General features: G+C 49.9%; 11 protein-coding genes and 1 riboswitch. Of the genes, 5 read left to right on the top strand and 6 right to left on the bottom strand.

Features of this window, described 5'->3' with window-relative positions:
- Positions 1 to 9: 9 nt before the first annotated feature.
- Genes cydS through WA407_RS20450 form a run of 3 tightly spaced genes read right to left on the bottom strand, consistent with a single transcriptional unit; the run spans position 10 to position 2,501 of the window.
- Complete coding sequence (gene cydS / locus WA407_RS26785) at positions 10 to 120, bottom strand: cytochrome bd oxidase small subunit CydS (protein WP_414126406.1); 111 nt, start codon at positions 118 to 120, stop codon at positions 10 to 12.
- A gap of 6 nt (positions 121 to 126) precedes the next feature.
- Positions 127 to 1,158 carry a cytochrome d ubiquinol oxidase subunit II gene (locus tag WA407_RS20455; protein ID WP_069290393.1) on the bottom strand — a complete coding sequence of 344 codons (1,032 nt, stop codon included), beginning with the start codon at positions 1,156 to 1,158 and terminating at the stop codon, positions 127 to 129.
- Entirely contained in the window at positions 1,155 to 2,501 is a 1,347-nt protein-coding gene (locus WA407_RS20450; protein ID WP_061831486.1) for a cytochrome ubiquinol oxidase subunit I, read from the bottom strand. The genes WA407_RS20455 and WA407_RS20450 overlap by 4 nt, the downstream gene beginning before the upstream one ends.
- 416 nt (positions 2,502 to 2,917) lie before the next feature.
- Between WA407_RS20450 and WA407_RS20445 the strand changes: the two genes are divergently transcribed.
- Both WA407_RS20445 and WA407_RS20440 read left to right on the top strand, forming a co-directional pair.
- Positions 2,918 to 4,051 carry a virulence factor gene (locus WA407_RS20445; RefSeq protein ID WP_069290394.1) on the top strand — a complete coding sequence of 378 codons (1,134 nt, stop codon included), beginning with the start codon at positions 2,918 to 2,920 and terminating at the stop codon, positions 4,049 to 4,051.
- A gap of 121 nt (positions 4,052 to 4,172) precedes the next feature.
- Positions 4,173 to 4,375: riboswitch (Lysine riboswitch) on the top strand.
- Between the two features lie 134 nt (positions 4,376 to 4,509).
- The gene (locus WA407_RS20440) at positions 4,510 to 5,976 is read left to right on the top strand and encodes an amino acid permease (RefSeq protein ID WP_069290395.1); all 1,467 of its coding nucleotides are present in this window, start codon (positions 4,510 to 4,512) and stop codon (positions 5,974 to 5,976) included.
- A gap of 119 nt (positions 5,977 to 6,095) precedes the next feature.
- Here WA407_RS20440 and WA407_RS20435 read toward each other — a convergent pair whose 3' ends face one another.
- Together WA407_RS20435 and WA407_RS20430 are read right to left on the bottom strand one after the other, a co-directional pair.
- On the bottom strand, positions 6,096 to 7,472 hold the full coding sequence (locus WA407_RS20435) for an MFS transporter (RefSeq protein ID WP_336078263.1): 1,377 nt from the start codon (positions 7,470 to 7,472) through the stop codon (positions 6,096 to 6,098).
- 47 nt (positions 7,473 to 7,519) lie between these two features.
- Positions 7,520 to 8,647, bottom strand: a complete 1,128-nt coding sequence (locus WA407_RS20430; RefSeq protein ID WP_336078262.1) for a transglutaminase domain-containing protein — start codon at positions 8,645 to 8,647, stop codon at positions 7,520 to 7,522.
- 217 nt (positions 8,648 to 8,864) lie between these two features.
- Between WA407_RS20430 and WA407_RS20425 the strand changes: the two genes are divergently transcribed.
- The 3 genes from WA407_RS20425 to WA407_RS20415 are packed head-to-tail and all read left to right on the top strand — an operon-like array spanning position 8,865 to position 11,386.
- Positions 8,865 to 9,173, top strand: a complete 309-nt coding sequence (locus WA407_RS20425) for a FeoA family protein (protein ID WP_231887529.1) — start codon at positions 8,865 to 8,867, stop codon at positions 9,171 to 9,173.
- The gene (gene feoB / locus WA407_RS20420; RefSeq protein ID WP_061828895.1) at positions 9,164 to 11,173 is read left to right on the top strand and encodes a ferrous iron transport protein B; all 2,010 of its coding nucleotides are present in this window, start codon (positions 9,164 to 9,166) and stop codon (positions 11,171 to 11,173) included. The genes WA407_RS20425 and feoB overlap by 10 nt, the downstream gene beginning before the upstream one ends.
- 36 nt (positions 11,174 to 11,209) lie before the next feature.
- Positions 11,210 to 11,386, top strand: a complete 177-nt coding sequence (locus tag WA407_RS20415) for a FeoB-associated Cys-rich membrane protein (RefSeq protein ID WP_081112420.1) — start codon at positions 11,210 to 11,212, stop codon at positions 11,384 to 11,386.
- A gap of 74 nt (positions 11,387 to 11,460) precedes the next feature.
- Here the strand turns inward: WA407_RS20415 and xylB are convergent, their stop codons facing one another.
- Positions 11,461 to 12,984 carry a xylulokinase gene (gene xylB, locus WA407_RS20410; RefSeq protein WP_336078261.1) on the bottom strand — a complete coding sequence of 508 codons (1,524 nt, stop codon included), beginning with the start codon at positions 12,982 to 12,984 and terminating at the stop codon, positions 11,461 to 11,463.
- Positions 12,985 to 12,995 lie beyond the last annotated feature (11 nt).

Raw genomic sequence — 12,995 nt, 5'->3', positions numbered from 1 at the left:
CTGTAGTTGTCAGTCCTGTGGATTTTTAAAGCGTGCCGAATAAATAAACAAAAACGCTATCGCCACGACAATAATGATAGGTGACTCGTACATAATCGTAAAATGCTCGAAAGCAGCCACTCTAACTCACCCTTTCTTCCCTTCATGTCCGCGCACATATTTTGCATCGAACAGAAACAATCTTAATATCAGGATCAGCGAAGGGATCAGCACCAGCAGACCCGCAACAAACGCCGTAATCAACGCATACGCCATCGTAGAATTTGTAAAGCTGTCGTAGACATTAATGTAGGGATACAGAACATACGGGAGATGCGAGCGGCCGTAGCCATACCAGGCAAATGCAAATTGCAGCATCACCAATATGAATGAAACCCCCAGATGCCGCCGCTGCCATACCAGATAAACTGCTCCTGCAAAGCATATGAAGGATGCAACAAACATCCAGGCTATGTTCAGCATATTGGTAAAATGATCTGGATTTTGTTTGTTAATCTGAAAAAATGCGAGCAGACTCGCAACAATCGTTGGACCGCTCCAAAGCAGCGCATATCCCCGTACAATTTCAAAAGCGACCTTGTCTCCCGCCCTTTTGGCATAATAGGCCAAAAACATCGCCGAGATATACAGCACGCTCACCAGCGCCAGAATAATAACCGCCCACGTGTAGGGATTACTTAATAGCTGACCCCATTGCAGGTGTACACCTGTACTGTTTTCTATAATAATGCCGCCCTCCGAAATAGCGAGAACTGTGGACAGTGCCGCCGGAATCAGCAACCCTGTCGCACCGTACAACGCCATGTAGACGATATTATTTTTACCGGAATGCCCATACGTATTGTATGCATAGTACACTCCCCGGATGGCAAGAAGCACAATCGCAATACTGCCGGGAACGAGTAACGCCGTACCATAGTAATATGCTGCATCCGGGAAGAACCCGTTTAATCCCACCACAAAAAAGATGAGAAATACGTTTGTTACCTCCCACACTGGGGATAGATACCGTTGAATGATATTGTGGATTTTGTTCTGGTGGCCTGTTAACACACTGTAAAAGCTGAAAAACCCTGCACCAAAATCAATGGATGCCACAAGCAAATATCCGAACAGGAACGTCCACAAAATGGCGATACCTACAATTTCATAGCTCACTTGCCTTCAGCCCCTTCCAGGCCCAGCTGCCTTATCTCTTCCACTGCATCCTTATTGCGGAATAGCTTGCTGAGTACCTTAATGGCCGAGAAACACAACACCAGATACAAAATAACAAACAACACCAGCATCCACCCGACACTCGTAGAAGTGGTCGCTGCTTCGGAGACCTTCATATATCCGCGTAAAATCCACGGCTGTCTACCGACCTCCGCAAACATCCATCCGAGCTCAATAGCTACCATCGCCATCGGCCCCACCAGAATGAGCGCCAACAGCAGCCATCTGGGGTATGGTTTGCGGCCTGGCAAACGCTTGCGGATCAGATATAACAGTGGAATGACGAGAATCAGCACTCCTGTGGTGATTTTAAGGTCAAACATATAATGAATAGACAGCGGCGGACGCTCCTCCACCGGATAGTCATTTAATCCCTTAACCTCCGTACTGGGCAAATTACCAGCCAGCACACTAAGTGCATAAGGCACTTTCAAGGCATATTTGATTTCACCGTTTTTATCCATGTATCCGCCATATACAAAGGGCGCGTGCGTCATCGTATCAAAATGCCATTCGGCGGCAGCCAGCTTCTCCGGCTGATATTTGGCCAGAAATTTACCGGATGCGTCTCCGATCATCACGGTGCTGATGGCAAACACAATGGTACAGGTGGCAGTCAGCTTTAGCGCCTTTTTAAAATAAGGGTGATTACGCCCTCGCAGCATGCTGTAAGCAGCCAGCCCCATCAGCACACCAGCGCTCAATGTATACGAAGAAGCCAATACATGGGACACTTTGGTTGGCGTAGCCGGATTTAGCATAGCCTCGATGGGATGAATATTTGTCATGACTCCATTTTTGAGTGTAAAGCCTTGAGGTTGGTTCATGAACGAGTTCACAGTCGTAATAAAAACCGCTGAGGCAGACGAGGCAATCGCTACCGGGATGAGCAGCATCAGGTGAAAATATTTGCTTTTAAACCGATCCCAGGTATACAAGTAGATGCCCAAGAATATAGCTTCGATGAAAAAAGCAAACGTCTCCAAAAATAAGGGCAGCGCAATCGCTTGTCCAGCCACACGCATAAAGGTGGGCCAAAGCAAGCTGAGTTGCAGACCAATGGAGGTGCCTGTAACGACACCCACGGCAACGGTAATGACAAACCCTCGCGCCCACCGTCGGGCCAGCAGTGTATAATGCGGATCACCAGTTCGCAGCCCGCGCCATTCTGCTAGTGCAATCATTAAGGGTACGCCGACGCCGATGGATGCAAATACGATATGAACAAACAGGGTAATTCCGGTCAGCATCCGGCTTAGCAATACAGGGTCCAGTGAAGACAAATGGGTTTCACTCCTTCATTTCACATTTTAAACATCGCAGATCACTCTGGATTACCAACTAAGGAGTCAAGCGAGCTATGCTTTTAATTACGGCATATAGCATGATGGCCGCAATTACTATACATACAATAATGAGCGTTCTTTCCTGCTTGCGGAACATAGGAACGCCTCCTTCACTTATCTATTGGCGCATTTTGGTAACCTATTCACAGTTTGGTTCATTCTATCGAGTTTTAACCCTGCTTCTGCATTGAATGTAGCAGTATTTCTTTTTAGTGTTTACCTGAATTAGTGTGAGATATGTCATTGTGTTTTTCCTGTATACGCGAACTTATCTTTGGAGACATTCGCAGAATGAGTTACAATACAGATAAGCTATATATGGAGAACTTTTGAACAGGAGGCTGTACTGAGCTATGAAAATAACATCTATCGAGCCTACTCCCAGTCCGAACACCATGATGCTGCATCTGGATGAGCGACTGGAAGCGGGTATCCGCAGAACATATACACGGGACAATGAGCGTTCCGCTCCCCCATTTATCCGGCGCATGCTGGGCATTGAAGGGGTCAAAAGCGTGTTTCATACGACTGACTTTGTAGCCCTTGACCGCAAAGGGAATGCAGATTGGTCCACCATTCTGGGTCAAGTCCGGGATCAGCTAGGCGAGGAAGGCGCTGACGCCAATTGGGATTTGCCAGAGGAAACCTCTGGAGAAGCATTTGGCGAGGCACAGGTCTTTGTGCAATTTTTCCGTGGTATTCCAATGCAAATTCGAGTCAAGGCGGGGCAGCAGGAGGAACGAATTTCCTTGTCCGACCGCTTCGTGCAGGCCGTTACCCGTGTAGCGAGTGCAACGCTGATCAAGGAACGCAAGCTGAGTGATTACGGCGTCCGCTACGGTGAGCTGCCGGACATTGCACGCGAGGTCGAGCAGGAATTGGAGGCAGCCTTTCCGCAAGAGCGGCTGGAGCAGATTATCCAACAGGCGATTGCCCACGGCGCAAACAACAGCGAATTCGTAGAGGAACGCCGCGAGTGGAGCGATGCCGAGCTGGAGAAGGCCCTGCAGCACGAGGATTGGCGCACACGCTACGCTGCGCTGGATCGGCTGGAGCCGACGCCTGAGCATTTGCCGCTTATCCGGCAAGCGCTGCATGACGACAAAATGCAGCTACGGCGGCTGGGCGTCGTCTATCTGGGCGATATTCGCTCACCGGAGGCGATGGATCTGCTAGCCGAGGCGCTGCGCGATCCTTCAGCGGCAGTACGCCGCACCGCAGGCGACACGTTGTCGGACATCGGCGACCCGGTCGCTACCAGCGCAATGATCGGAGCCTTGTCGGATAGCAGCAAGTTGGTGCGCTGGCGGGCGGCACGTTTTTTATACGAGGTTGGAACCGAGGATGCACGTGATGCGCTGGAGAAGGCTGTCGATGATCCCGAATTCGAGGTTAGTCTGCAGGCTAAAATGGCGCTGGAACGCATCGAATCAGGAGAACAAGCCGCGGGCACAGTTTGGCAGCAGATGGCCAAGCGGAACTCTTAATTTAAGATTCTACGAGTGATTTTCAAAAAATTGTCGATTGTCAGAAGATGTACAGGTACGATATACTGTAGTTCGCTATACAATAAAATATCATGTCATACACCTCATCAACCCTGTTTTATGATGAGGTAGAGGTCGCGGATGTAATCAGTACACCGGAGGAGACGATAAGAGCCGTCTGAGATTCCAGTGGAAAGGTACACCCGCCGAAGTATGCGGAGTTAACTCTTTGTAAATACTCCGAATGCTGGGGCTGCTAACCGAAAGGAGCAGAACTGTCACACGCTGTCCTAACACAGACACGTGTGTTGAGCTATCTTGTTATAGAAGAAGGTATGGTGCGGAATGCATAGACAAAACCGCAGGCGTATTCCCTGCGGTTTTTTGATTTATATACTCCCCCTCCTTCTGGCTCTTGCCCTGACATGAAATACAATTTCATGAAGGAGTGTTTGAACGTGCAACACAAAGCAACACCTGACGCAACCTTGCGTAAAAGTCTCAAAGCCCGCCATATGACGATGATCGCCCTCGGCGGCTCTATCGGTACGGGCCTGTTCCTTGCCAGTGGAGGCGCGGTTGCCGAAGCTGGACCCGGCGGTGCGCTGCTGGCTTATGCAGCAGTTGGCCTCATGGTCTACTTCCTTATGACCAGCCTCGGTGAGTTGGCTACATTTATGCCTGAATCCGGCTCTTTTAACACCTATGCAGGTCGCTTCGTCGATCCGGCTTTTGGTTTCGCCATGGGCTGGAACTTCTGGTACAACTGGGCGGTAACGATTGCTGCCGAATTAGCAGCAGCGACCGTGCTCATCAAATATTGGTTCCCGGAAAGCCACTCTGCCTGGTGGAGTCTATTATTCCTAGCCGTAATCTTCGCGTTGAACGCATTGACAGTCAAAGGCTACGGTGAGTCTGAATACTGGTTCGCCATGATTAAAATTGTGACCGTGGTCATCTTTTTGACCGTAGGTGTGCTGATGATCTTCGGCATTATGGGTGGCCCTGCGGTCGGCTTTGCCAACTTCACGGTAGGAGACGCCCCGTTCCATGGCGGATTCTTTGCTGTATTGGGCGTATTCATGGCAGCCGGCTTTTCCTTTCAGGGAACGGAGCTGATTGGGGTAGCCGCTGGAGAGAGCGAAAATCCGCGTGAAAATGTACCGCGCGCCATCCGTCAAATCTTTTGGCGCATCCTGTTCTTTTATATTCTCGCGATTCTCGTGATTGGGTTGATCATTCCATACACCAATCCAAATCTGCTGCGGGGAGATATCAGTGACATCGGGGTCAGCCCGTTCACGCTCGTATTTGAAAAAGCAGGGCTTGCGATTGCTGCTTCTGTTATGAACGCCGTTATTTTGACTTCCGTATTATCGGCAGGTAACTCGGGTATGTACGCGGCAACTCGGGTACTATACGCTTTGGCACGGGAAGGTAAAGCCCCGCGTTTCCTCGGACGTATCAATAGACGAGGCATTCCTATGAACGCTCTGCTGATCACGACCGCTGTCGGTATGCTAGCCTTTCTCGCCTCCCTGTATGGAGACGGTGTAGTCTATAACTGGCTGCTGAATGCTTCTGGAATGTGTGGGTTTATTACGTGGGTCGGGATTGCAGTCAGCCATTATCGTTTCCGCCGTGCCTTTACTGCACAGGGCCACAGTCTGAGTGAGCTTCCATACAAAGCCCGCTGGTTCCCGTTTGGGCCGTTGTTTGCCTTCGCTCTGTGTATCATTGTCATTATCGGGCAAGGGGCGGATGCCTTCACCGGACAGGAGATTGACTGGAAAACGATGATCGCTACGTATATGAGTGTGCCGCTGTTCCTTCTGCTGTGGCTCGGCTACAAATGGATCAAACGTACTAAAATCGTTCCGTTAAAAGAATGTGATTTGAGTCCAGATGCTTCTTCGGATAAATAATAGAAAACACTAAAAAAAGCCCGTCTCCACATATCAGGGGAAAACACGCTGATAAACCTGGTCCAAGACCATTTATCCGCATTTTCACCTGTATATGCCAGGAGACGGGCTTTTTCTGTTTATTTGGAGGAAGGTTCCAATGAAGCTGACAAAGACATGGATAAGGCACGACGACTTAAAACACCGTATATAACAGCAATCAGCGTCAGCACTGCTGAAAACAAGTACAAATTAACGATGCCTAGATGATCTGCAATCCAGCCCATTAACAGGAGCGAAATACAAAAGGTCAAACTTGTCAGTGTGGCCTGGGCAGACAGCACCTTGGGCAAATCATGTACGGACACACTCATTTGCATCATCGTGCGGCGGGATACGACAGACATTTCCGCAGGTAGTCCCATCAACAACACGATAAGCAGCGTCAGCGGCGGTAATGTGTTCAGTGCGTACCATGCTGTCAGCAGCCCATAACCTGCCATCCCCGCCAACATGGCGGGCAGCAGCCTGCGCTGCAAATGCTTGACGCATGCGAGGACAACGATGCCGCCGCCAATCGCTCCTGCAAAATAAGCTGCATTGATGTATCCCCACCATGCCTCGCTCTTGTGCAAAACCTGCTGGGCGAAAGCAAGCGTGAACGCGCCTACCCAAACCGAACCCCCTAGAAGGTCAATCATATCCATAAAAATAAGAGCTTTCAGTCTGCGACTGGCTCCGATAAGGCTCCAGCCTTCACGGAGTATTTCCTTTTTACGTTTGGGAGGTAGTGCAGGGCTCTCTGATTCCGGGCCATACAGTGTATCTTCCAACTGTGCAGGAGGCAAGTCATGATGTCCTTGCCCGGGCTCAGTACCAGTTTCGGAAACCAAAACATCTCCACCTCGCACCCTTGTTCCAGGTTGCAGCAAATAATGGGCTTTGCCCTCTAGTGGATCTCGAATCAAGCTAGTGAAGATCATTGCTACCATATAGAGTCCGCCAGCCACTAGCAGTGTTTTTTCCGAGCCTAGCATGGCTACGAGCACACCACTAAGCCCCCACCCCGCTAATTGCACCGTCTGATCGCTGACCGACACCAGACTGTTTGCCCGCATGAGTCCTTCCCCGGACGCAAGGCGGGGAATCAGCGCATTACGTGCAGGCGTGGTCCAGCCGTCCAGAAAGGACATGGCTGCCACCAACGTAAACACAATCACCCATATCGGCTCCGTACCCGCTGACCACAAGTGGCCCAGCAGAATAGCGAAGAAAACCAGTTGTCCGAACTGAGAAACGAATAAAATAAAAGGAAGCTGGAATCGGGCCAAAATGAGCGGTGCTAAAAAGCCGCTGATCATCTGTGCTCCCATTCGCAGCAACGGAACGAGCACCGAAGAGAAGATGGAGTCCGTTTCATGAAAAACCAGAGACACAAGTGCCATAATGTAAAGAATGTCGGCCGCATTAGACATGGTCTGCGTGCCAAGCAAATAGGTAAAGGAACGCTTGTGCATATAAATAAAATACTCCTTTGTTAATGTAGCTTTTTACAGCAAGATGATTAAGTCCATTTCAGGGTTACACGAAGATTGTCGGTACTTCCTAGATCCGTAATCTGATAGGAAATGGATTTCAAACCGAGTTGATATAAGGATTGTAAATCCTCCTTGAGACTTCGCTCCGTTCCCTGATAGGCAAAGGTAAGTGTCGTCCCTCCCTTATTTACAATCTTACGTACCTGTTCCTTAATGTCGGCGGATGATTTAACCAGACCCTTGCCGTCTTGCAGCGGATATTCGAGGGTATTGTACAGTTTTTGATACACAGCGGCCTTTGATCCTCCGGCAGTTACCAGTGCTGACAAGGTTTCCCGATACGATGTATTCGCTTGAGGATACGGCTTAACCCATGAGTGATCCCGCCGCATTTCGGTATCCGTCAGCAGATAATATGAAGTGCTTACCTCGTTCGCGCGATCCGGGGTTGGATCATCCCATGTCGTATCCATGTGATACCATCGACCATCTAATAAAACCAGATTCCATGCATGCAGCTGGCCCCCTGCTCTTCCTTCCACAATCCGGTTCGTAATGCCTGCACGTTCCAGCATTTTATAGGCCAGCAGTGAATAACCCTGACAGACCGTGCTTCCCGTTTTCAGGCCATCATAGGCTGTGTACTTTTGCTGTGCTTCATCATACTTCAGGCGAACGACGATCCAATCATGAATGGCCTTTACCTTCTCATGATCCGTCATTCCCTTCGTAATAATATCCCCCAGCACCGCTTTAACTGTGCTATCCACATATGCTGTCTGTTCCTTCGTCTCCCGGTAGCTTAGACGAATCGTAACCTGAGCGGAGGTCGTTGTCCCTGTATAGCTGAATGCGTAGCTTTTGATCGTATAATTTACATACGGATCGCTCTCCATGGCCTGTTGGATGGCCGTCTGTAATTGCTGCTTGAGACCGTTCACTCGCCCTTGATATGTAAAGGTCAGCGTTTCACTCCGCGTAGCCATTGCCTGTAAAAGCTTGTTCTGAAGCTGCTGCGATGATACGGATGGAGCCGGCTTAACCGACGTCGCATACACATTGCTGCCCCACTCCACAGCCTGCGGCAGCAACACAGCCAGCGCTGCACCCGCAACCAGACATTTTACAAGCCTAACCCCGATTTTTCTGTTCATACAGAGCGTTCCTGCCCTTCTTAGCATAGTTGTAAACAGCTATATCTTACCATAAAAACAGTTGCCCCAAACGCTCTAGTTTTGTCGGTTGCAGACGAGTAAGGGTGCAGTTCAAGACAGGTTGTGACATCATACTCGGCTATATAACAGATCGGATAATGAGCAAACATGTCGTTCGTAGAGAGTTTTATCACAGCAATCTAGATTTCCTCATGATATGGTACTGGCATCGGAAGTAAATGATATTGATTCTCATTCTAGATCAGAAAGGCTGAGCACTATGCCAGAATGTATCTCACTCCTTCGTACGCCACTGGGTCAGACTGTGCGTTTGCAATCTCTCGCCCCTCTTCATCCCTCATTGCGCCGCCGCTTAACAGACATGGGCATTAACGAAGGTTCCATCATACGGTTAAAAAAAATCAGTTTATTGGGCGGTCCTATTGTCATTGAATGCAACGGCCAGCTGGTCGGCCTTCGCCAAAATCAGGTGAAGCAACTGGAGGTTGTTCCAACATGGACATGATCGCTCTATTCGGTAATCCCAACACAGGAAAAACCTCATTATTTAACAAGCTGACTCGTACGTATGCAGAAGTAGGAAACTGGTCCGGCGTCACAGTGGAAAAGAAAACAGGAATCCTGCGTGACAAGTCTGCCGTATTGGTGGATTTGCCGGGCGCCTACTCTTTACTCCCTCTTTCGCTGGATGAAGGTGTCGCAACTCGATATTTGCTGGAAGAACCTCCTACGGCCCTGATCAACATTGTGGATGCCTCCCAGCTCCAGCGTAATCTCTATCTGACCGTACAACTACTGGAGTATGGCCGTCCGCTTGTACTTGGGTTAAACATGACTGACGTAGCCGATGCCACGGGTCTTCGTGTAAACAAGGAATTGTTAGCTGATCAATTGAACGTTCCTATCATTCCTATGGTGGCGCGTACAGGCAGTGGAAGTAAGCAAATGCTCGCTTCTCTTCGGGAGGTAAGACGTACATCCAATGCTTTTCAATTGGACTACGGCCCTGCCGTTGAAGCTGCTATTACCGATATTTGCGACTTGCTGCCAAATGCACCTGTGCCGCAACTGCGGTGGGCCGCACTGCAATGTCTGGAAGGCAATCCTGTCGTCATGGAATGGATGACGAATGAGGTACAGCGTGAACAAGTAACTGCACGCATCCACCGTTGTGAGGAAGAACTTCTCGGTAAAGGCCATGCCATCACCCCTGCTCAGCATATTCGTTCTGTACGAACAGCATGGATTGCTGATCTGTGCACCAAGGCACTCGACACCTCCAAACTCAGACCGCACAGCCTGACGGATAGGCTGGATGCACTATTAACTCACCGGTATCTGGGGATTCCGATCTTTTTGCTGCTGATGTACGCTACCTTCAAGTTCACCTTCGATTGGGCGGGTACGATCCTTTCAGATATGCTGGATGGATTTTTTTCAGGGACACTCAGCACTTGGATTTCTGAGTTACTCGTTCACTTGAACGCGTCTGCTTTTACGCAAAGTCTAGTCGTGGACGGCATCGTGGCTGGAGTCGGGGGTGTGCTTGTTTTTCTGCCTCAAATTGCTATTTTATTTCTGATAATTTCAGTGATCGAAGACTCTGGTTATATGGCACGGGTCACGATACTCATGGATCGCCTGATGCAAGCCGTTGGCTTGAACGGGAAAAGCTTCATTCCCTTCATCATCGGATTTGGCTGCAATGTCCCTGCGATTATGGCGGCACGCACCATTGAACAGCCCAGAGAACGCCTCATTACCACATTGCTGGTGCCCTTTATGTCGTGTTCAGCCCGCCTGCCGGTATATGCGTTGTTTGCGGGTGTGTTTTTCCCAACACATGCGGCAAGCATTATCATGCTGATGTATGTGTTAGGAATCATCGTTTCACTTATACTTGCCAAAATTTTTTCCAAAGTATCCATTTTGTCGGGTGAGCCCTCCCTCTTTATCGTGGAACTTCCTCCCTATCGAGTGCCGCAGGCTCTTACACTATTCCGCAGCACATGGGAGAAGGTCAAAGGCTTCGTCCGTAAAGCCGGAACCATTATTCTTGCAGGTTCCGTTGGCATCTGGCTCTTGTCCAATTTCGGTCCGCAGGGCTTCGGGGCAGAAATGAATGACAGCCTGCTTGCCACCATTGGAGGTTGGTTCGCTCCATTACTGGCCCCTCTCGGTTTTGGCACCTGGCAAGCAGGAGCTTCCCTGCTCACAGGCTTTATGGCCAAGGAAGTTGTCGTATCAACGATGAATATTATTTACCACGTTCCCGATATGCAGGGACTTGAACTACAAGTCAGACAGGCCTTTACACCGCTTGCCTCTTTTAGCTTTATGGTGTTCATTCTGCTGTATGTTCCGTGTCTGGCTACGGTAGCGGTCATTCGTAAAGAAACCCTTTCGTGGCGTTGGACCGCATTTTCTGTGATCTATCCTTTGACCGTCGCATATATCATCGCCGTTTTGATCTATCAATGTGGCAGATTATTAGGTTGGGGTTAAGTCAGGCCCTATAGTAAATAAAAGGAAGTGAATTCCATGATCAATATCATCATTTTATTGGCGATCCTCGGTTATAGTGCGTGGGTGCTGGTAAGATTTTTGCGAAAAAGCCGTCAAGGCGCCTGTGCGGGGTGTTCGTCGAGCAAGTCATGTCCTGGCTGTGCCGTGAGTTCTATGAATGAAGATCATGCGAAAATCAAGAAAAGTATTTAATTCAAAAACTCATCATCACAAAAAAAAGCGGCTCCGGGGGTTTCTTACACCCGGAGCCGCTTCTTATTTACGCTTCACCGATATACTGCCAAATGCTCACTTAGCTCTCGCGTGTGCAAGTAAACTTCACGGTACAGCTCGTATAGGCCTTCATACTGTGCCACACGTTCTGGGTTCGGGGAATATCTCACTGCTTCACGCAGAAAAGCTTCAGCGCACGCTTGCAGAGATTCAAACCAGCCGCTACCATAAGCAGCCAGCATGGCCGCTCCCAAGGCAGGTCCCTGTTCGCTTTCCAGCTTAATGATATCCGCGTTAAAAATATCTGCCTGCATTTGCAGCCATGCCTCATTACGCGCACCGCCGCCGATGGAAATCACTTCATTCACCATTTTGCCCGTTCCTCTGAGAATATCAATGGATTCCTTGAGCGAAAACGTAATTCCCTCCAGCACCGCCCGTGTAAAATGCGCAAGCTTATGCCCCGCATCCATCCCGATAAAGCTACCTCGAATGGTTGCATCTGGATGAGGTGTACGCTCGCCGACGATATAAGGCGTGAACAGCAGCCCTCGGCTGCCTGGTTCAATAGAGTTCACATCTGCCAACAGTGCATCAAAAGAATGCTCTGGTGCAAAGGTATCCTTAAACCAAGTCAAGCTGTATCCGGCCGCGAGCGTAACCCCCATAATATAATAAGCATCCTGCTCACTATGATTAAAAAAATGTGCCCGTCCCTGCACATCAATATCCTTGCGCTCCTCATAGGAAAGTACAACCCCTGAGGTGCCGATGCTGCACAGGGTGCGGCCTTCGCTCAAAATGCCAGCGCCAATCGCGCCACATGCGTTGTCGGCACCACCTGCAAAGACCTTCGTTTCAGGCGAAAGCCCGCTCTGCTCCGCAATCTCCGGCAGTAGCGTACCCGTCTGATCAAAGGATTCCACCAGCGGCGGGAACAGCGACAACGGTAGGTCAAACGCGGCAGCGATCTCTTCGCTCCACTGCTTGTTCGCAATATCCAGCAGCAGCGTGCCCGCCGCATCCGAATACTCCGTCGCCAGCTCTCCTGTCAGACAGTAGCGCACATAATCCTTGGGCAGCATAAAATGTGCCGCACGGGCCAGCACCTCTGGCTCATGCTCCTGTACCCACAGCAGCTTGGGCAGCGTGAAGCCTTCCAGCGCGCGATTACGTGCGATGTTCAGCAGCTCCGACCCGAGCTTTCCTTCAATACGACGGCATTGTGCTGTTGTACGCGTGTCATTCCACAGAATAGCCGGACGAAGCACTTGTCCTTCCTTGTCAGTCAGCACAAGCCCATGCATCTGTCCCGAAAAGCTAATACCGTCCACAGCATCTGTGCCGCCGATTCCAGCCTTCTCCACAAGCTGTTTCAGTGATGCTAACGTGCCACTGACCCAGTCCTCAGGGTGCTGTTCGCTATATCCTGCCTTCGGCTGATGGAGCGGATAAGACTGGGAGGTTTCATAGGAAACCTGCCCCTTGCGGTTAACCAGCACCGTTTTGACCGCGCTGGTACCCAAATCTACGCCAATGACATAGCGTTCCTGCTCCTGATTTAGCTTCTCCTGCATTGGAGTTCCTC

This window comes from Paenibacillus sp. 203 (assembly GCF_037027525.1).
GTDB classification, from domain to species: domain Bacteria; phylum Bacillota; class Bacilli; order Paenibacillales; family Paenibacillaceae; genus Paenibacillus; species Paenibacillus polymyxa_B.
This window is presented reverse-complemented; position numbering and strand designations above follow the sequence as displayed.